At 25.3% G+C, this 19,486-nt stretch carries 17 protein-coding genes, 1 other RNA gene and 1 pseudogene; 2 read left to right on the plus strand and 17 right to left on the minus strand.

Annotated features, from left to right (window positions below; translation table 4 throughout):
* Positions 1–7: 7 nt before the first annotated feature.
* Both NX779_RS04405 and NX779_RS04410 read left to right on the plus strand, forming a co-directional pair.
* On the plus strand, positions 8–874 hold the full coding sequence (locus NX779_RS04405) for an Hsp33 family molecular chaperone HslO (protein WP_259430174.1): 867 nt from the start codon (positions 8–10) through the stop codon (positions 872–874).
* Between the two features lie 69 nt (positions 875–943).
* Positions 944–1,843 (plus strand): ABC transporter ATP-binding protein, encoded by a 900-nt coding sequence (locus tag NX779_RS04410; protein ID WP_042733579.1) that lies wholly within the window; start codon positions 944–946, stop codon positions 1,841–1,843.
* A gap of 26 nt (positions 1,844–1,869) precedes the next feature.
* Here the strand turns inward: NX779_RS04410 and ftsH are convergent, their stop codons facing one another.
* The 17 genes and pseudogenes from ftsH to rpmH form a co-directional block, all read right to left on the minus strand.
* Positions 1,870–3,957 carry an ATP-dependent zinc metalloprotease FtsH gene (ftsH, locus tag NX779_RS04415; RefSeq protein ID WP_259430175.1) on the minus strand — a complete coding sequence of 696 codons (2,088 nt, stop codon included), beginning with the start codon at positions 3,955–3,957 and terminating at the stop codon, positions 1,870–1,872.
* Positions 3,958–4,099: 142 nt separating this feature from the next.
* Positions 4,100–5,316 (minus strand): annotated as a pseudogene (tilS, locus tag NX779_RS04420) (tRNA lysidine(34) synthetase TilS).
* 12 nt (positions 5,317–5,328) lie between these two features.
* Positions 5,329–6,153: a MurR/RpiR family transcriptional regulator gene (locus NX779_RS04425; RefSeq protein WP_259430177.1), complete on the minus strand. Its 825-nt coding sequence runs from the start codon at positions 6,151–6,153 to the stop codon at positions 5,329–5,331.
* 64 nt (positions 6,154–6,217) lie between these two features.
* Positions 6,218–6,940, minus strand: coding sequence for a tRNA1(Val) (adenine(37)-N6)-methyltransferase (locus NX779_RS04430; RefSeq protein WP_259430178.1), 723 nt, complete (start codon positions 6,938–6,940; stop codon positions 6,218–6,220).
* Positions 6,940–7,683 carry a DNA polymerase III delta subunit-related protein gene (locus NX779_RS04435; RefSeq protein WP_259430179.1) on the minus strand — a complete coding sequence of 248 codons (744 nt, stop codon included), beginning with the start codon at positions 7,681–7,683 and terminating at the stop codon, positions 6,940–6,942. The genes NX779_RS04430 and NX779_RS04435 overlap by 1 nt, the downstream gene beginning before the upstream one ends.
* A 1-nt stretch (position 7,684) precedes the next feature.
* Positions 7,685–8,302, minus strand: a complete 618-nt coding sequence (tmk, locus tag NX779_RS04440) for a dTMP kinase (RefSeq protein WP_259430180.1) — start codon at positions 8,300–8,302, stop codon at positions 7,685–7,687.
* A 3-nt stretch (positions 8,303–8,305) separates the two neighbouring features.
* The gene (recR, locus tag NX779_RS04445; protein ID WP_259430181.1) at positions 8,306–8,896 is read right to left on the minus strand and encodes a recombination mediator RecR; all 591 of its coding nucleotides are present in this window, start codon (positions 8,894–8,896) and stop codon (positions 8,306–8,308) included.
* Between the two features lies 1 nt (position 8,897).
* Complete coding sequence (dnaX, locus tag NX779_RS04450; protein WP_259430182.1) at positions 8,898–10,817, minus strand: DNA polymerase III subunit gamma/tau; 1,920 nt, start codon at positions 10,815–10,817, stop codon at positions 8,898–8,900.
* Positions 10,818–11,073: 256 nt separating this feature from the next.
* On the minus strand, positions 11,074–11,517 hold the full coding sequence (locus tag NX779_RS04455) for a nucleoside deaminase (protein ID WP_259430183.1): 444 nt from the start codon (positions 11,515–11,517) through the stop codon (positions 11,074–11,076).
* Between the two features lie 6 nt (positions 11,518–11,523).
* Positions 11,524–11,619: signal recognition particle sRNA small type (gene ffs, locus NX779_RS04460), an RNA gene on the minus strand.
* 82 nt (positions 11,620–11,701) lie between these two features.
* Complete coding sequence (locus NX779_RS04465) at positions 11,702–14,377, minus strand: PhnE/PtxC family ABC transporter permease (protein ID WP_259430184.1); 2,676 nt, start codon at positions 14,375–14,377, stop codon at positions 11,702–11,704.
* The gene (gene phnC, locus NX779_RS04470; RefSeq protein ID WP_259430185.1) at positions 14,377–15,135 is read right to left on the minus strand and encodes a phosphonate ABC transporter ATP-binding protein; all 759 of its coding nucleotides are present in this window, start codon (positions 15,133–15,135) and stop codon (positions 14,377–14,379) included. The genes NX779_RS04465 and phnC overlap by 1 nt, the downstream gene beginning before the upstream one ends.
* A 24-nt stretch (positions 15,136–15,159) precedes the next feature.
* Positions 15,160–16,455: a PhnD/SsuA/transferrin family substrate-binding protein gene (locus tag NX779_RS04475; RefSeq protein WP_259430186.1), complete on the minus strand. Its 1,296-nt coding sequence runs from the start codon at positions 16,453–16,455 to the stop codon at positions 15,160–15,162.
* Positions 16,456–16,736: 281 nt separating this feature from the next.
* Positions 16,737–17,372, minus strand: coding sequence for a hypothetical protein (locus NX779_RS04480; protein ID WP_259430187.1), 636 nt, complete (start codon positions 17,370–17,372; stop codon positions 16,737–16,739).
* Between the two features lie 124 nt (positions 17,373–17,496).
* Complete coding sequence (gene yidC / locus NX779_RS04485) at positions 17,497–18,690, minus strand: membrane protein insertase YidC (RefSeq protein WP_259430188.1); 1,194 nt, start codon at positions 18,688–18,690, stop codon at positions 17,497–17,499.
* Between the two features lie 23 nt (positions 18,691–18,713).
* Entirely contained in the window at positions 18,714–19,040 is a 327-nt protein-coding gene (gene rnpA, locus NX779_RS04490) for a ribonuclease P protein component (RefSeq protein ID WP_259430189.1), read from the minus strand.
* Between the two features lie 22 nt (positions 19,041–19,062).
* A complete protein-coding gene (gene rpmH, locus NX779_RS04495) occupies positions 19,063–19,197 on the minus strand; it encodes a 50S ribosomal protein L34 (RefSeq protein WP_036497817.1) in 135 nt (44 codons plus the stop codon).
* Positions 19,198–19,486 lie beyond the last annotated feature (289 nt).

Below are 19,486 nucleotides of genomic sequence, written 5' to 3' on the forward strand. Positions count from 1 at the left end.
GTTAAATATGGATATAAGAATAAGAGCAACAAGTAAAAAATATAATGTAAAAATTTCAATAGTTGATATAACTGAATCAATGCAAGAAATAATTAAACTTCAAAAAGCAAATGTTTTTGCAAATATAGTTTTATCAAAATTTACAGCAGCAAATACTTTAATAGGGATGGAATCAAAAGATAACGATAAAACTTTTTCAAATTGAACAACAAGTGACGGAGCTATTAAAACTATGATAGCTGAATTTCAAAATAACAAAATAAGAAGTTATATTCAAAATAAACAATTTGATCCAATGAATTATATTAATAAAATTGATGCTGATCCAGTTATAGCAACAGCTGGTAAAAAAGGATTTTTAGTTGTAAGTAGAGATCTTGGTTTAAAAGATCCGTATGTTTCAAATGTTGAGATTAACTTTGGAAATATTGATTATGATTTTACAAATTATTGAACTAAATCATCTCAAACTAATTCATTTTTAATAACTGATTGTAAGTTAGATGATAATTTAGAAATTCAAAAAGTTGTAGGTATTATGATTCAAATGTTTCCGGGTTATACAAAAGAAAATCTCGATGCTATTTCAGAAAAACTTGGAAACACAAACTTTATAAAAGAAGTTTTATTAAAATCTACAAACTATCAAGCATTAATTAAAGAAATAATTGAAGATGCTGAAATTTTAGAACAAAAAGAAATAAAATTCGAATGTACTTGTTCAACAGATAAGGTGTTTAATTCTTTAAAACTTTTACCTAAAGAAGAAATTAACGACATCATTAACAAAAAAGAAAAAATTTCAGTTCTTTGTGAATTTTGTAACAAAAAATACACAGTTGACTTAGAAGATATCGCAAAACTTTTAAATTAATCAATACATAATAAACATGTGCTAAAATTAATAAGACATTGTTTTAAATTAAAAAATAAAGGAGCACTCATGGAAAATAAAAATAAAATAAATGATCGTGATTTTATTAACATTACACAATCAGAAGAGTTTGAACCAGGTGTTAAAGGTTTAAAACAAAAACTAAAACTTCAAAAGAAATTAACAAGCAAATATTCAAAAGAAATTTTGGATAACGGTCTTGTTGTGACAACTCAAAATCATGTTCCTAATTTAGATAAACACATTATTGAGTTAAAAAATGTTAAAAAATCTTATATTACAGGAGATCTAGAAACTCCAGTATTAAAAGGTATTGATGTTAAATTAGATAAATCAGATTTTATTGTTATTTTAGGACCATCAGGATCAGGAAAAACTACATTCTTAAACATAATTTCAGGGCTAGATAAAGCAACTGAAGGTGACGTGTTTATTCTTGGATCTAACTTAACATTGTTAAAAGATTCTCACATGACTAAATTCAGAAGAAGAAATGTTGGATTCGTTTTCCAACAATATAATTTGCTAACAAACTTAACTTCTAAAGAAAACGCTGAAGTTGGAGAAAACTTAGCAAAAAACAAAGGTGGAATGTCAATCGAAGAAATCTTTGAAACAATCGGTATGAAAGAACAAATGAATAAATACCCTCACCAAATGTCAGGGGGACAACAACAACGTGTTTCTATTGCCAGAGCATTAGCTAAAAACCCTGATATTCTATTTGCCGATGAGCCAACTGGGGCGTTAGATGAAGAAATGGGACGTAAAGTTCTTGAAATTCTAGTTAAAGTTAACAGAGAATACAAAACAACAATTATTGTTGTTACTCACAACCCTAACATCGCTAAAATTGCTAATACTGTTATTCATATCAGAAACGGTGTTATCGATAGTTTAGAACACAATGCTAATCCAGCAGATCCACAAACAATTGATTGATCATAATTTGATAACCAAAAAAGAGGAATTTATTATTCCTCTTTTTCTTTATCTTTATTATCGTCTTTAGAATCATCTTTAGAATCATCTGATTCTTTATCAACTTTTTTTGTTTTTGTTGAACTAGATTTTCTTCTAGGTTTTTTTACTTCTTCAGAAGAAACTTCTTCAGCTTTTTCTTGTTCTTGTTCTTTTTTAATATCATTAATATCTAATTCAATAATTTTACCTTCTTTAATTTTTTCTTGTTCTTTAGCATATCTTTCTTTTTCAATTAAAACTGCTTCAGGTAATTTTTTGTTTTTATTAATGTAATCAATTTGTTCAGCTGTAATAGTTTCTAGTACTCTTAGAGATTCAGCAAGTAATTCTAAAGTATCCATGTTTTCTTTAATTATCTTAATAGCTAATTTATATGATTCATCTAAAATTCTAGCTACTTCAGCATCAATTTTTGCTGCAGTTTCTTCAGAATAACTTCCTTCAGTTTTACCATAAGCTTCATCAGCCATTGTTAATAATTTAGTAATACCTAAATCAGACATACCGAATTGCATTACCATTCTTTTTGCTATAGCAGTAGCTTTATCAAAGTCATCATGAGCTCCTGTTGTAACATTATCTTTTCCAAATTTGATTTCTTCAGCTGCACGACCACCTAAGTAACCTGCGATCATTGCATATAAATCATTTTTAGATGAGAATAACGTTTCATCTTTAGGAGTCATAATTGTATAACCACCGGCATTACCACGTGGAATAATTGTAACTTTTTGAACTTTAGAAGCACTTTCTAATTTTAATCCAATTAAAGCGTGACCTGATTCATGATATGAAACAATATCTTTATCATGCATTGTCATAGCACGAGATTTTTTAGCAGGACCTCCAACAACTCTATCAATAGCTTCATCAATTTCAGTAATAGAGATAATTGATTTTCCTTCTCTAACCATTAAAATAGCAGCTTCGTTTAAAACGTTTTCAAGTTGTGCTCCTGAGAATCCTGGTGTTCTTTCAGCAACTCTATGTCAGTCAACACTTGAATCAACTTTTTTGTTTCTTGCGTGTAATTTTAAGATTTGTTCACGTTCTTTGATATCTGGTAGAGATACTTGAATAACTCTATCAAAACGTCCTGGTCTTAATAAGGCTGGATCTAAAACGTCAACACGGTTAGTTGCTGCCATAACAATAATTCCTGAGTTAGTTTCAAATCCATCCATTTCAACTAACAATTGGTTTAATGTTTGTTCATTTGTTCCTGTTCCGATTCCTGCATTACGTTTACGTCCTACAGCATCAATTTCATCAATAAAGATGATCGCTGGAGCAGATTTTTTAGCTTCGTTAAACATTTCTCTAACACGACTAGCACCAACTCCGACAAACATTTCTTCAAATTCAGAACCTGCGATTGAGAAGAATGAAACTCCTGCTTCTCCAGCAACAGCTTTAGCAAGTAAAGTCTTACCTGTTCCTGGTGGACCTTCCATTAAAACACCTTTTGGTGCTCTTGCTCCAGCTGAAGCATATTTAGCTGGTTGTTTTAAATAATCAACTAACTCAACTAATTCACCTTTTTCTTCTTCAATACCTGCAACATCACTAAATTTAACTTTTGATTTTTCTTTTCTTGCTTTATTTTTACCCATTCCAAATAATCCGTTAGCTCCAGCTGCACCACCAGCTGCACCACCTTTGAACATAAAGTAAAATAAACCAATATAGAATAAAATTAGAATAAACATTGGTAATAATGATGATATGAATGAAGCAATTGATGTATTGTTATAAACTATAGTATTTGAATTTAAAATTAAGTTTTTAAAGTTTTGATCTGTTATTGAATTAATAGCAAGATCACTTGTGTTAACAACAAATTTTATTCAACCACTTTCTGATTGATATCATCCACTTATTATGTCAGTTCCATATATATATTTTTGTAATGTAATGTTATCAACTTTTCCAGATTGTGCTTTTTCATACAACTGATCTAGAGTAAGACTTTGGGTAGTTCCTGCTGCTGTTGTACTAACAATAGTAAATATTAAAATAACAGCTAGTATCAGAATAACTCAAAACCATAAACTAGGTTTTCTTTTTTTCTTATCCATGATATTCTCTCCTCTAAAAATACCTATACAATATAATAATATTATCACATTAACATTTTAAAAACTAACCTTGATAAATTTTGATTACTAAACAAGATTCTTTCTCATTTATAATCTAAAATTTTCAGATTAAAATCTTATTTTATAGTTTTGATAAATAATATTTTTTAATCTTATTTAAGATTATTTTTTTATCTTTATTGTAAACAACAGGGTTTAAAATTCTAGACTTATATCTAATTTTTCTATCTATTAAATATCGGTTAGTTTTTTTATATCAATTGTTGTTTCTAATTTATATTTTTCATAATCATTAGTAATTATGTAACTAAAATCTCTCTGATTAAAAATAATTTGTTCAATTTGATCGATATTGTCAAACATAGTCTGATTAATTAAATCATCTAAATTATTAATAACTAATGTTTTAGGTTCTAACAACTTATTAGAAATTAAAAATAACTTATCATAATCTTTAATTAAGCTATATTCATTTAAAGTTATTTTTCAATAATTCTTTTTAGAATTTATTAATGTTTTAGTTATTTCAACAATAGTTTTATTACTTCTGTTTAATAATAATTCTTCTTTTTTAATAGCTTTAAAATAGTTGTAAACAATTCTTTGAATAACATTATTTTTAAAACTAAATAGTTCTTTATTTAATTCTAATTCATCATCAATAAGATTGTTTTTTAAATATTTATCTACAATTTTATTGATCTTGTTTAACTGATCGTTTTTTATTTTAATTTCTTCTAATAAAGTATCAAAATCATCTTCATTTAAAATAGATCTAATTTTATTTCTTTCATATTTAACATCTGAATTAGTTGAATCAATAGCATATTTAATATTATGAGTATCTAGATAATTGATAATATATGATTTTTTAATGTTTAGCATTATTCGGTAAATATTCATATCTTTATACTTAGATTTATCTTTTAAACCATAGTAATTAACTTCGTTATTACGTTGTTTTTGTAAAAGATATGTTTCAATTAAATCATTTAGATTATGAGCGACTAATAGATTAAAGATATTATATTTATTTGCAATTTCATTGAAAAAATCATATCTTAAAGTTCTTGCTCAAGATTCAAAATTAGTTTTTAATTCTAAATAATCTTGAGTTACATTTAAGATTTCTAGTTTTAAATTATGTTGTAAACAAAAATCTTCAACAATTTGTTGATCGATATTTGAATCAATTCTAAAATTGTAATTTACATGACAAACTACGATATTTTTATTATCAATATTTTTTAAAATGTTACTTAGTAAAAAGATACTATCAGGTCCACCAGAAACAGCAACTAAATATTTTTTTGTACTATCAATATTTAAATTATTCATAGCAAATATTTCCTAGTTTATTTTTAGAATTTTTGAGATTTTTTCAAAACGTTTTTTGTCTTTTTTAACTATACTTGTAAACAACACTTGTGTTACATATAACAGTGAAAACATAGATGAATATTTAATTCTTTGAAGAGGATCTTGATCTGTTGGAGCATATTTAATTCAACAATCAGCAACTTTAGAAAACGCACTTGTGTTATTCATAGAAACTAACGCTACGAATGAACCATTTTTATGAATTTGTTCTATCATTTTTTTAACCATAATGTTTTCTCCAAAATGAGAAATCACAATAAAAAGTCAGTTTTCATCAGATATTTTTGAATAATATTCTAATGTTTCTTGTTGTTTAATAACAATTGGGGGTATTCCTATTAAACTCATTTTTTCATATAAGTCACTTGCAATATAACTTATGCTTGAATCTTGAGAAACGATACATACAGTTTTTGTTTTAAAAATTGCTTCAACGATTTTATCAACTTCGTCCATGTCAATTAAACTATCAGTTAAGTTAATTGCACTAGTTATTTCATCATAGTTAAATTCATTTTTCTTAGTGTGTTTTTTAGGATCTGAATTTAATTCTTCTTCACTCAAATAAACTCTTATAAGAGTTTGAAGTTCACTAAATCCTGATAAATTTAGATACTTTTGACAAAATCTAGTAATAGTAGCAGGAGAAGTATAAGTAATTTGAGCAACTTTAGAAATATTAAAATTAGCAACTAATTGCATATTATCTAAAATTGTTTTACTTGTTAATCCAATATTAGTTTCTGGTTCTTTTGCTAATTCTTTTAATCTAAAAATAACATTTGTTACATTCATAGTATTTGCCTCTTGTTTCTTATTTATATCATACAACACAATTTAAAAATGTTATATTTCTAAACTAATCATGAAAGTATTTTAACAATTCATCTGTATATGTTTCATCGCTATTGTGAGTGACTAAAGTTGGTAGTATTTGCATACCTTCATTTCCTTGATATATTCCATCAATTAAAACAGTTTTTGCTTCTTGATCAGCTTTTGATTGTACAAGCATCAATCTTTTTGGATATATATTATATTTGTAAAATAAATTAATAATTTCTCCAGTTCTTTCAGCACGGTGAACTATTGTAAAATTACCTTTATTTTTTAAACATTTACTTGCACAATAAATGATTTCTTCTAATGTTATTAAAACTTCGTGTCTAGCATTTACAACTTCTTGTGAAATTTCTTTTAATTTAGGTTTACCATCCATTTTAAAAAACGGTGGATTGCAAACTATTAAATCAAAAACTTGATTATGAGTTTTTGCAAATTCTTTTATATCTGAACAAACTATCTCTATTTGATTGTTTAAATTATTTAACTCAAGATTTTCTCTTGCTATTTCAACAGCTTGTTGTTGAATCTCAACTCCAACGATTTTAGCATTAGTGTATTTACTTAAAACTAAAGGAATGACTGCATTATTAGTTCCAAAATCCGCTATCATTTTTCTTTTACTTGTTAAATTTGCAAACCTAGCTACTAAAATACTGTCTAAAGTAAAGTTAAACATTTTATTATGTTGATATAATTTTCTATTTTTATAACCAAGTAAGTCATTTAATACTTTCATTATATTTCCTCAACAATTCTAATTAAATAATTATCAATAGATATATTTGTGATTGGTAAAAATTTTAAATCATCTAAAACTTCTAAAGTTGGTTCAATACAGTTAAAAAATTTATGAACTATAGTTTTATGATAAGCATCACTTATTAATTTGATCTGATCATTTCTACTCATTGATTTTAATTTTGATCCAAATAATAGAATTTCTTCTTTATTTTTTTTGATTAATAATTCTTCAAAAACATTTAATTGTTCATCTATTTTTTGTTCATTATCGATATTAACTAATTGACATCTAGATAAAATGGTAGTGATTATTTCACTGTAATTATTTGTTAATAAAAATCCATAAGTGTTAACTGGAGGTTCTTCTAAAAATTTTAATATTGAGTTAGCTGAAGTATTTTTTAAGTTTTCTGCATTTTTTATTATAAAGAATTTAATATTTTGTTCACCAATTGATGACATACTCATTTTTTCTATTAGATCATGAACTTGTTGATTAGTAATGGCACTATGACCATCTCCAATTTGTAAAACATCAATATTTTTATTCTCTAATATTTGTTTTTTTACTTGATCAAAATCTAAATGATTTGAATTACAACAAAACATATAAGAGATAATTTCACTTACTATATCCATACTTATTTGATTATCATTACTATTCAATATAGTATTAGAAAAAAAGTTGTGATCATCAACCATTTTTTTTAATCTTTTTATTATTTGTTCTTTTTTCATATTATTTTATTTTTTCTAAGATTAGTTTTAAAACTTGATCACTAACTTGTTCAATAGATTTAGATGCATCAACTTGTTTAATTCTTTCTGGATTATTTTTAATTAGTGTTTTATAACCTTGATAAACTTTTTCTTTAAAGTCCATCTTTTCTTTATCTAAACGATTTTTAATTTCTTCTCCTCTTATGTTCATTCTATTTTCAGCAACTTCAGGTTTTATATCAAAAAATAAAGTTAAATCAGGTTTGCATTCACCTAAAATAATAGCTTGAATACGATCAACATTTTCAACTCCAATATTTCTAGCATTACCTTGATAAGCACTAGTTGAATCCATAAATCTATCAGAAATTACAATCATACCTTTTTGTAAAGCAGGTTTAATTACTTTTTCTAAATGTTCTTTTCTTGCTGCAATAAATAATAAAGCTTCAGTTCAAGAATGCATTGATTCATTTTTATTATCTAAAATAATTTGACGTAATTGTTCAGCAATACGTTCACCACCTGGTTCACGTGTAACTAAAACTTTATATCCCTTTTTTTCTAATTCTTCTTTTGCTTTTAAGATTGCTGTAGTTTTTCCACTACCATCTATTCCTTCAAATGTTATAAACATAATTTATTCTCCATATTTTTTTCTATTATTAAATGCACTTTCTAAAGTGAATTCATCCATATAATCTAAACTAGCACCCATTGGTATTCCTTTTGCAATTCTAGTTACTTTTATATTTTTTTCACTCAATAATTGGTTTAAATAATTAGCTGTAACTTCTCCTTGATATGTTGCGTTTAAAGCTAATATAACTTCAGTATTTTTATTAATTCTTTCTAATAATTTATTGATATTTAACTTGTATGGTGGTAAGTTTTTATTTAAGTCAATTTCTCCATTTAAGATATGATAAACACCTTTAAATTTATTAATATCTTCTATATTTTTAGCATCTAAAATACTTGATACAACACAAATTAAATTTTGATCTCTACTAGATAAACTACATACTAAACATTGATTGTTTTCAGCTAAATAAGAACAAATCGGACATAAACTTATATTTTGTTTTAAAGTATTTAATTGGTTAATTAATTGATCTAAATTGTTTGGATTAATTAATAGATCTACTAATAATCTTTGTGTAGTTTTTTTAGTTAGTCCTTTATTGTTTTTTACAATATCAACTATTTGGTCAAATAATATATCAGACATATTAATCACCTATTATAAAATCATCATCAAATAGTGCTTTTGCTTTTTGAATTAATTCTTTATTTAGTGAAACTTCTTTGTTATTTTTTAGATATTTGTTTTTAATTTCTTCAAATGTTTTTTCTTTGTAATCAGATAATTTATTTTTAGATTTTAGATCTTTAAAAATCATCATTATTTCGTCTTTTTTATTATCATCAATTGCAAATATAAAATAGTGTTTTTTAAATCATGAATAAATATTATTTAAAACTTTTTCATCTAACATTAAGTTGTTAATTAAATTAGCATGACTATTTGATTGAGTTTTTAAAATTATTACACTATCAGTTAAAGCCATTAGTTTTGTATCTAATAACATATACAAGTTGTTAGCATGATCTTTATTTATTAAATTATCAAATTCATCAGTTGCAAATAAATCACTAAATAATTTATCTACTTTCATTTTTTCATCTTTAAATTGTTTTGTTCCAGATAAGAAATTAATTAAATCCATATTATCAATTGATGAGTTATTTTTCATAGAAATTAAATCTAATAGATATGAGTTTAGTTTAGATTTTAGTTCAATTAATTTAAAGCATTCTTTATCATTTAATTGATCATCAATTACATTAATTTTTGTTTCAACAAATGCAGTAAAATCTTCTTCATCTAGGTTTTGAATTTCTATAGATTCTTGTTCTATAATAACTGTTTTTTCTTCTTCAGATATTTTATTTATTTCTTTTGTTTCAAGAATTATTTGTTCAATTTCAATATCATTTTCTATAGGTTTAATATCATCATTTTTTGCTTGTATTTCAATAAAATTATCATCGTTTTTTACAACAGTTGTTTGTGTGTTTAATGATTTTAATAAGCTTAGTAATAAGTAGTTATAACTAATGTTTGAGTTTTTAGTTTTTGAATAAGCATCAGCTAAATTATCAGCTAATTTAAAAATATCTTTTATATTAAAATCATTAAATTGAATTACATCATCATGAGTTAATACATTTAAAAAATCAAGATCGTTAGTTAATTTATATTCAACAATTTCTTTAATTATTTCAATAATACCTAAAGCAAAAACATCTCAATTCATACCTTGATTATTAGCTTTTTCAAAATAAGAAATAATAAATTCAGAATTGTTATTTAAAGTACTTTTTACTATTTTAAGTTGTTCTTTTTTTGTAGCTATTAAAAAGATTGATTTTAAGTTATTAATTGTTATTTTTTTATCACTTACTAAAATTAATTGTTCAATAATGTTGATTGCATCTCTTAATGAACCTTCTGATAAATAATAAACTTCATCTAAAGTTTCTTTATCTATTTCATAACCTTCTTGAGTAATTATAAAGTTTAATCTATTAGTTAAAGATTGTTTGTCAATTTTAGAAAAATTAAATATTTGACATCTTGATAATATTGTTTGAAGGATTTTACTAAATTCAGTTGTAGCCAGAATAAAAACAGCATGCATTGGCGGTTCTTCTAATGTTTTTAACAATGCATTAAAAGCTTGTTTAGTTAACATATGAACTTCATCAATTATATAGATTTTATATTTACTATTTAACGGTAAAGTAGCGACTGAATTTTTGATATCTCTTATTTCATCGACACCATTATTTGAAGCTGCATCAATTTCAATAATATCTGAACTTCTATTTTCATTGGCCATTATACAATTAGAGCATTTATCGCAAGCTTTAGATTCAATTAAATTTAAACAGTTAATAGTTTTTGCAAATATTCTAGCAACACTAGTTTTTCCAGTTCCTCTTTGTCCAGCAAATAAAAGAGCGTGACCTATTTTATTGTCACTGATTTGTTTTTTTAATATTTCAATAACATTTTTATGTCCTGCTACACTATTAAAATCTTTTGGTCTATAAACTCTATATAATGATTGTTTATTTGTTTCCATGTCTTACCTCTTAATTACTATATATATTTTACCTTATATTAAGAACTTAAACTTACAACAATAATTGTTTAGTCAATATATTAATAATTATTACTAATCATTAAAAAAGAACTCTAAAGAGTTCTAATTTAGTTCTGTTTATCATTTCGCCATCTCAAATGGTAGGCATGGCCGGTAAGAACTAAAACCACCGATATCATAAATATTCCAATCTTTATAAGCATTAGAAATATTGCATATATTATTTTAACATTTACTATCTTTTATTAGCGAAGAAATTGTTAAGGATATTTTTATATTCATCTTCTTTTGTACGATTTTTTATTTGGATTAAATTGATGTTTATATCATTAATACTATATTTGTTAGTTATTCCATATTTGATGCTGTCTACTAAAAAATAAATATCTTTAATTTTAACTTGATCAATTGCTCCATAACACATCTGGCAAGGCTCAAGAGTAGTTATTATTTTATACTCACTTAAATTCATATTATTTATTTTTTTAATAGCTAAATTAATTGCATTTATTTCAGCATGTGATGAAATATTTTTATCTTTTTGTTTAGTGTTAAAACTTAAACTAACAATATTGTTATTACTATCTACTACACAAGCACTAACCGGAATATCATCATGTGTTAATGCTTTTTTAGATTCGTTTATTAATAAATCTAATAATTGATCAAATTCTTTCATAATTCCTCCAAATAAAAAACCGTAATACAGAACACGTTTCCTTATAGCTGCTACCTTCCGGTCCTGACTCATTCAGATGTTATCCTTATTACGGCATATTTAATTATATTATTTTTCTAATTTGTTTTCAATAGGATTATTCATGGTGATTTGAACAATACTCAAATCACTTATATTCATTAAACTAGTAATCTAAGTTTAATAATTTAATTCTTCTAATTTGTTTTGCATATAATTTAGTTTTTTTGTAATCATGTTTTAAGTGTCTGATTAAGTTTTTGATATTGATTAATTCTTGTTTTTCTAAATTATATTTAGCTTTTAAATCATTAATTTGATAGTGTTTTTGATCAGCTGATAATTCTTGATTATCTAGTAATTTGATTTGATTTTCAGTTTCTAGTTTAAATTCGTTTAGTTTTTGTTTTTTAACTACAAATTCTTGTTTTAAATTATTAAGAGTATTAGTATAGTTTGTTTTTGCAGTTTCTAGATCTTGTTTAGTTTTGTAATTAATACTTGATACCATGTTTTTACGGTATATTCTAAAATCATTTTCATACTCTTTTAATTCATTGTAAATTTCTTGTTTTGTTTTGCCATTTTCAATTAAAGTATCCATTCATTTTTCTTGTTTTGCATAACTATTAAATGCTTCTGCTTCAAAGTATGGTGTAAGTACTGGTTTATTAAATAATCGTAATTTAGCTTTATAAACTGGGAATTTATAGTGACGGTATTTATTAATAATTCAGTCAATAAATTTTAAGTTTTTGTCTTCTAAGAATTTTTTTCTTAATGTTGTTGAAATATTTTCTATAACTAATGTAAAGATAATTAATCCAAATATTACAGCTCCAAATTCAGAAAATAATCGATCTCTAAAGTATGAATTCATAATAAATCCTATATTACCAGCGCTAACAATTCCTAAAGCTGCAACTTCTTTAAAGTTTAATTCAAATCGGTAAATGATATATGAGATTGTTTCATTTTTAGTTTGAGCAAGTACACCATGTCTGAAAACTTGTCATCAACTAAGACCCATAGATTTTAATTGGTAAATAATTTTCATATTAATTCGTTCATATATTTCACGATTATATTTTGTAAGCATACCAATTGAACCCATAACAAGAGCTAACATACCAGGGAAAGGACCGAAACCAACTATAAACACAAACACATAAGCATACATATATGTCGGTATAGATCTCATAACTGTTGTGATAAACATAAAAGGAATTGAAACATATTTATTAGTTACTTTTGTTGAACTTAATAAACCTAGAATAAAAGCAATAATTCCTCCTATAAAAGTAGCAACAATTGCCATAGATAACGCTTCTCACAATAAAGAAACTACTGGGAAATCAACTCTATTTGTTGGATCAGTAAGAATTAATGATCTTCAATTTATATTTAAGATTTCTAAAATTACTTTTCCTGTATCTTTAGCTTGTTGTGAACTTGCAAGTTTAAAATCAATAGTAGTTGTTGAATAAATGAACATTGAAATCAAAATTAATCCAAACACTAATCTTTTAATGTAGTTTTTTCTTCCACTTTTTAGTGTTTGTTCAACTGTTAAATTTTCTTTAAACTCTTTTAGTTCTAATTTTGTTGATGCATCAATTACATTCTTTAATTCTTCTTTTGCTTTTAAAACGAAAAAATTTAGTTTTGCAGTTGTCTTTTGATCAATTCTAACTGTTTGATCTATCGAATCTATTTTTATAAATAAATCATTATCTGTATTTTTTAATAATGTTTTGTATTCTAATTTGTCTTGTTTAACATTTTTTCTATGTTCAGCTATGTATTCTCTGATTTTCTCTCTTCTTATTTTTTTAAGATGTTGAATTTCGTTTTTATCGGTTAATTTAGATAATTTATCATTAATATCTTTTACTAAGATGTGATTTACATAAAATTTCAATGCATTAGTATTGTCGATTTTTCTTATAGCTTTTAAAGATTTATTAATGATTTTATATTCTAGAACTTGATCTTTATCTTCAAGTACATATTTTTTAGTGAAAATTATTAACAATTCAATCATTAAAATAACAGAAGAGAATAATGTTAATAAGAATCCTGTTTTATTATATTCACTATTTCCTATAGTCTCTTGAATCACACCACCAAAGCTAGTTATACCAACAGCAGTTGCAACAATTGATAGATAACGAATATTTGTTTCTAATGCATAAAGTGAAATAGAAAGTAGATCTCTTGAAATTTGAGGAATTACAGCTTTTCTAAATGCTTGAATTCTTGTGGTTCCTGTTGACTGTAATGAAGTATAAACTTTTACATCTATTTGTTCTATTTTTTCAAAGAATAGCTTACCTGCAACTGAGAATGAGAAAAATATAACACCAACAGCTATAACTGATGAAACTGTGTCAAAAAATCCTTTTACTATAATTGCGAATGCAAAAGTAGGTATAGTTCTGAAAACTGATAAAAATATTCTAGCACTTTGATTTATAAAGTTGTTTTTTATAATACTTCTAGCAGCCAATAACGCAACAGGAAAACATAGTATCACACCTATAAAAGTTCCAAAGAAAGAATAAGTTATAGTTTCTAATAAAAGCGCAAATACTCTAGATAGAAAACTTCTTGCTCCCAATCTAGATTCAGATCAATCAGCAAAATCTCACTTAAAAAAATTGCTAATTAATTCATTCAATTGATCAATGTTTTGGAAAAATTTTAGTCATTCTGAGTCTAACAGTATGAACCCAAGAAGTATGATTGCTATAGATACAACTAAAAAACTTGTTATAAATACTTTTTTAGGTCTTTTTGTAAAATTGTTACCTACTTTAAATGTTTTATTTTTTATAAACATTAGTAATTATCTCCATAGATTTTTTTAATCATTTGGTCATCTAATTGATCAGGAGAACCATCGAATACAATTTCTCCATTATTTAAACCTATAATTCTTGTTGCATATTTTTTAGCTAAATCAACATGGTGAATATTTATAATAGTTGTTATTCCTTCTTCTGCATTAATTTTTTGGAAGTCTTTCATAACTTGGTTGGCCATAACCGGATCTAAAGCTGATACAGGTTCATCAGCAATAATTAGAAAAGGTTGTTGACTCAATGTTCTTGCTAAGGCAACACGTTGTTGTTGTCCACCACTTAAATTTTCAGCACGAATGTAAGCAAAGTCTAATAAGTTTAATTTATCTAAAGATCCCAATGCTATTAATTTACTTTCTTTTGAAAACATACCTAAAAGTTTAAAAATAGGTTTTTCTTTTGTGACTCTTGCATTTAAAACGTTTTCTAAAACTGTTTTATTTCCAATATTGTTGTATTCTTGGAACATTAAACCAATATTACTTCTTAATTCACGTAATTTTTTTCCTCTAGTTTTAGATAAATCATATTTTTTATTGATCTTGTCAAATTCTATTTCAATAGTTCCTGAAGATATATCATTAAGTTTATTAATAGTTTTTAAAAGCGTTGTTTTACCAGCACCAGAAAGTCCAATAACAGCTATTAATTCACCTTTTGATATTGTTAAATTTATATCTTTTAAAACTTGTTTTCCATTTGGTCAAATTTTATTAACATTTTTAAATGTAATCATTTCTATTTATTCCTTATGATAATGTTATATTGCTTGTGCTATTTTAAACACATCTTCAAGACTTTCAAGTGCGTTTGTTATTTTCTCATCAATTTTTGCATCTGTTTCTTCAAAACTAGTAATGTTATATATACTTAAAGCTTCTCTTGCTTCTGCATCTTCTTTCAATAAAGTTTGTAATGCAGTTTTCACATCTTTAAGTAATTCTGGATCTTTTCCAACAAAAGTTCTTTTGCTTTTTGAATACATAATTCCGTCATTTATTACTGCTTGACTAGCTCCAATGATTTCAGAATTTTTAAATAATTTTTTCTCAACTTCTGTTTTACCAGCTCTGTTAAAACGAATATCTGAAAAACCAAATGATAGACCATAACCATTTCCTGAACTCGCTTTTTCATTATCACCTATAGTTTCTGCCATTAGATCATAGTTTTGTCCTATAACAAATTTTCGATCATTATCTTTTTTATTAAATAGAGCAACTATTTGTTCATTTGTTAAATCAGTATTTTCTCTAATTCATAACATTGGATAGCTAAATCCAGAAGATGATTTTTTATCTCCTAAACCTATTTTTATATTTGATTCAACAATTAAGTGCTTAATTATTTCTCTATAATTTTGATAACCATTTTCTGCTGTTTTTGCTTCTTCTAAAGCTTGTTTATAACTTTTTCCATCTTTATATGGTGTGTTTGATAAAACATTTGTATTTGCATAAACATATGTTCTGTAGTATGTTGCTGAAATTTCATTATCTTCTAAAATTTCAGCATAACTTTTTTTAACAGATTCTTCGTTTTGTTTAACATATTCTTGATATCAACTACCTAGTTTGAATAGTTCTTCACCAGTTAACTTAGATATAGCTTTATCATTTGAAAACTTACCATTCTCACCTTTAAAATCTTTAAAAGTTGTGTCAGATTTAGCTCCTTTTCTACCAGAACTTAGTAAGAAACCTATTTTGTCATATGTTCCGTCTTCTTGTTTTTGTCCTCTATTTTCTTTATAAGGTTGTATTGACATAAGACCTATATCAGATGAACCACTAGCTAATGATTTTGCTGCAGCAGTATAATTATCAGAAACTCTAACTTTTACTGTTTTATTAAACTCAGCACCTCTTTTTTTAGCTAATTCTTTTAATTTTTTAGTCATTAATCTTCCTAATGTTTGTCCCTCTTTTATAAGTTCACTTCCACTTTTTGAAGGAACAAGAAGCATTTCTAAACTCGAACTTTTACAACTAATAGCCGTAAGAGAACTTGTGGCAACTAGTCCTATAGAACTCATTATTGAAATTAATTTTTTCATATTTTTACCCATTTATCCTATCTATTTAAATGAAATACAGTTTTTCTATAACAAAAATAGAGAAAGGTTAAACTATAAAAAAATATAGTAGCCTTTCCCTACTCCTAGTTAATTTTATAAGGTAATCGACTATAATGCATTAGTTTTTTTGCAATTTCTATTAATTAATCCATTCGTTATGTTATAAAAATTTGAATATTGACATTACTAAAAAGTAAAATTTTACTTATAACAAATAAAAAATCACCTAACAATGTTAGGTGATATGTCTGTTATTAATTTTATTTAACTGATAATCTTTTTAATGATTCCATGATAATTTCATCTTCTCTAACTTCTTGTTGTCATAGTCTCATATTACTTTTTACATATTCAGCAGTGATGATTTCACTTTCAGGATCTATTTCTGTTTCTTCAGTTACATCTTCATATTTAGGATCAACTGAAATTAAGTTTTCTAAAATTTGTTCTCTTAATTTATGTTTAATTTCTTCAACATCTTTTGATTGTTCAAATTCTTCAACTACATTTTCAATTAATTTATCTCAATAATCAACTGGGTTAGGTTGAACTACTCAGAATCCTGACATTTTAAAGAAGTATAAAACTGTTAATAAAGCAGTTCTTTTATTTCCATCAGTAAATTTATTTTTTGTTGATAAGTCAAATATAATATCAGCAGCTAAATTAGTGAAGTTAGCTCCTCTTTGGAATGCTCATTTTTTAATTCAAAAGTTAACTAATGATAAAGCTCCACCTTCAGGTTTTTGGAAGTAAACTTCTTTGTGATCTCCAATTCTTGCAGCTTCATCATTCGCATCCATACATAAAATTCCAACAGCTTCTGCAAAATCTTCATTAAATGGGAATTTTTTCATAACTCACTCAGTCAATTTTATTACATTATTTTTACTCATAAAATCATCCCTCCATTTAAAAATAGCAATATTTATACTAATTTTTATTTTTAATTAATACTTATTGCTTATGTTTATATCTTAATTTTAATATGTAACAAAAAAAGAGTGTTAAATTAACACTCTATTTATTATTAAGTTTTATTCTTTCTTGTTGACGTAAACGTCTTTGTCTTTCTTGATTTCCAGCTTTTGTATGTTTTTCATTATATTTGTAGAAACCATATGTTTGTATTATTTGGAATATTGATGAAAAAATTCAGTAAATACATACCCCAGTGGCAACTGATAGAATAACAATAACAAATACTACCATCATAACAAGTTGTGTAATAAGTTGTTTTTTTCTAGCCTTTTTCTGTGCTTCAGTTAATGAAACTGCTTTTTGACGTTTCATTTGAAGTAAAGTAGGTAACAACATTGAAACTGCTTGTAAAGGTAAATAAATTCCAATGATTAATATGTAAATATAGTTACCTTGAGTAATTTGTTGTCATGGTCCTTCAATTAAAGCAATTGGACCTAATGTAGCAATTTTTAATGATCTAGTTGATCTAACAATTGCATAAATCGCAAATAAGAATGGTAACGGAGCAAATGATCCTGCTAGTGATGAAAACTGTGATAAACCTTCTCTTTGGTAAGCTGCTTGAATTTCAGCTTGTTGTTTTTGTCTTGATTGCATGTCTTTTTTATCTTTGTATTTTGCTTGAATTTCAGCTACTTTTAATTGAATATCTTGCATTTTATGTTGATTGATTTGTGACTTAAATCCCATTAACAATGTTAATACTCTAATTATTAACACTGTTAAGAAGATTGATGCAACAGATGAAATACCATAAGATAATTGAGTTTTATCATCTAAGCTAGGGTTCAATGTTCCTGAGAATAATTTAATAAGTCCACTTAATACTCATGCAGTTGGATAAACAAAGAATCCATAGAAAGGTGATTCAGTTTTACTAAACGCTTCTCCTCATGAGTTTATAGAATTATATCCATACTCGATAAGTTTTCCATTTTGAATTGCGAAGTGGTGAACTTTTTCTCCACTTTCTCCTAATGAGTTAAGAATGATCTCAAATGAAACCCCTGGAGCGTAAACAGTTTTTCCAGTCATATCAACTATTTGATTAACTGTATATTGAGATTGATACATTTGCACACAACCTCATAACATTGAAACTAGAATAAATAGAAAACCAATAATTTTTAATCATTTTATAACTATTTTTAAAATATCTTTTGGTTGTTTACTTTTTTTACTCTTTTCAGGGTTCAAATAATTCATTACTCTGTTACTTTGCTTGTACAAACTCTTTTCCCCCTTTTCTATACCTAAAGTTTATTTATAATTTTTTTAAAAGAATTTGAAGCAGTTTCAAATTTAATATCTAAAATCGGTTTTCTTGCCAAAATAATAATATCAAATGATTTTTCTCCAAACACATTTATATTATTATTTATTAACATTCTTATTTGTCGTTTAACTTTATTTCTTACAACAGCATTACCTATTTTTTTTCCTACACTTATTCCATATCTCAAATAACCTTTGTCATTCGATCTATAATAAATTACAAAACAAAGATTCTTAATAGAATTTTTAGTAGAAATAATATCTTGAAATTCAAAGTTCTTTTTTATAATTCTTTTATTTTTCATAGTTTGTTAAAAGCAACTAAAATTAAGCAGATAATTTTGCTCTACCCTTAGCTCTACGAGCATTAATTACTTTTCTACCATTTTTAGTAGCCATTCTTGCTCTAAACCCGTGAACACGTGCGTGTTTGATTTTTGATGGTTGTCAAGTTCTTTTCATGCTGGAACCTCCTCACTTTAAAAATAATGTTTCATCATCTATTATATAATATTTTCTTTGCAAAAAACAACCTAAAATACAGTTAAATTTAAACATTAGATTCCATATTAATAAACATTTAAGTTTTCAACATAAAAATATATAACATGTAGATATGTATATAAGTTGTAAAAAGATAGGTTTTAATTGAGTTTTTATACTTTAAAAAAATTGTGGATAACTTAATATTCTTATGGTGATTAAATATTTTTCAACATTTTATAATGTTGTTTATTTATAATATTTTTGA

Source organism: Mycoplasma cottewii (assembly GCF_024918975.1).
Taxonomy (GTDB): Bacteria; Bacillota_I; Bacilli_A; order Mycoplasmatales; family Mycoplasmataceae; genus Mycoplasma; species Mycoplasma cottewii.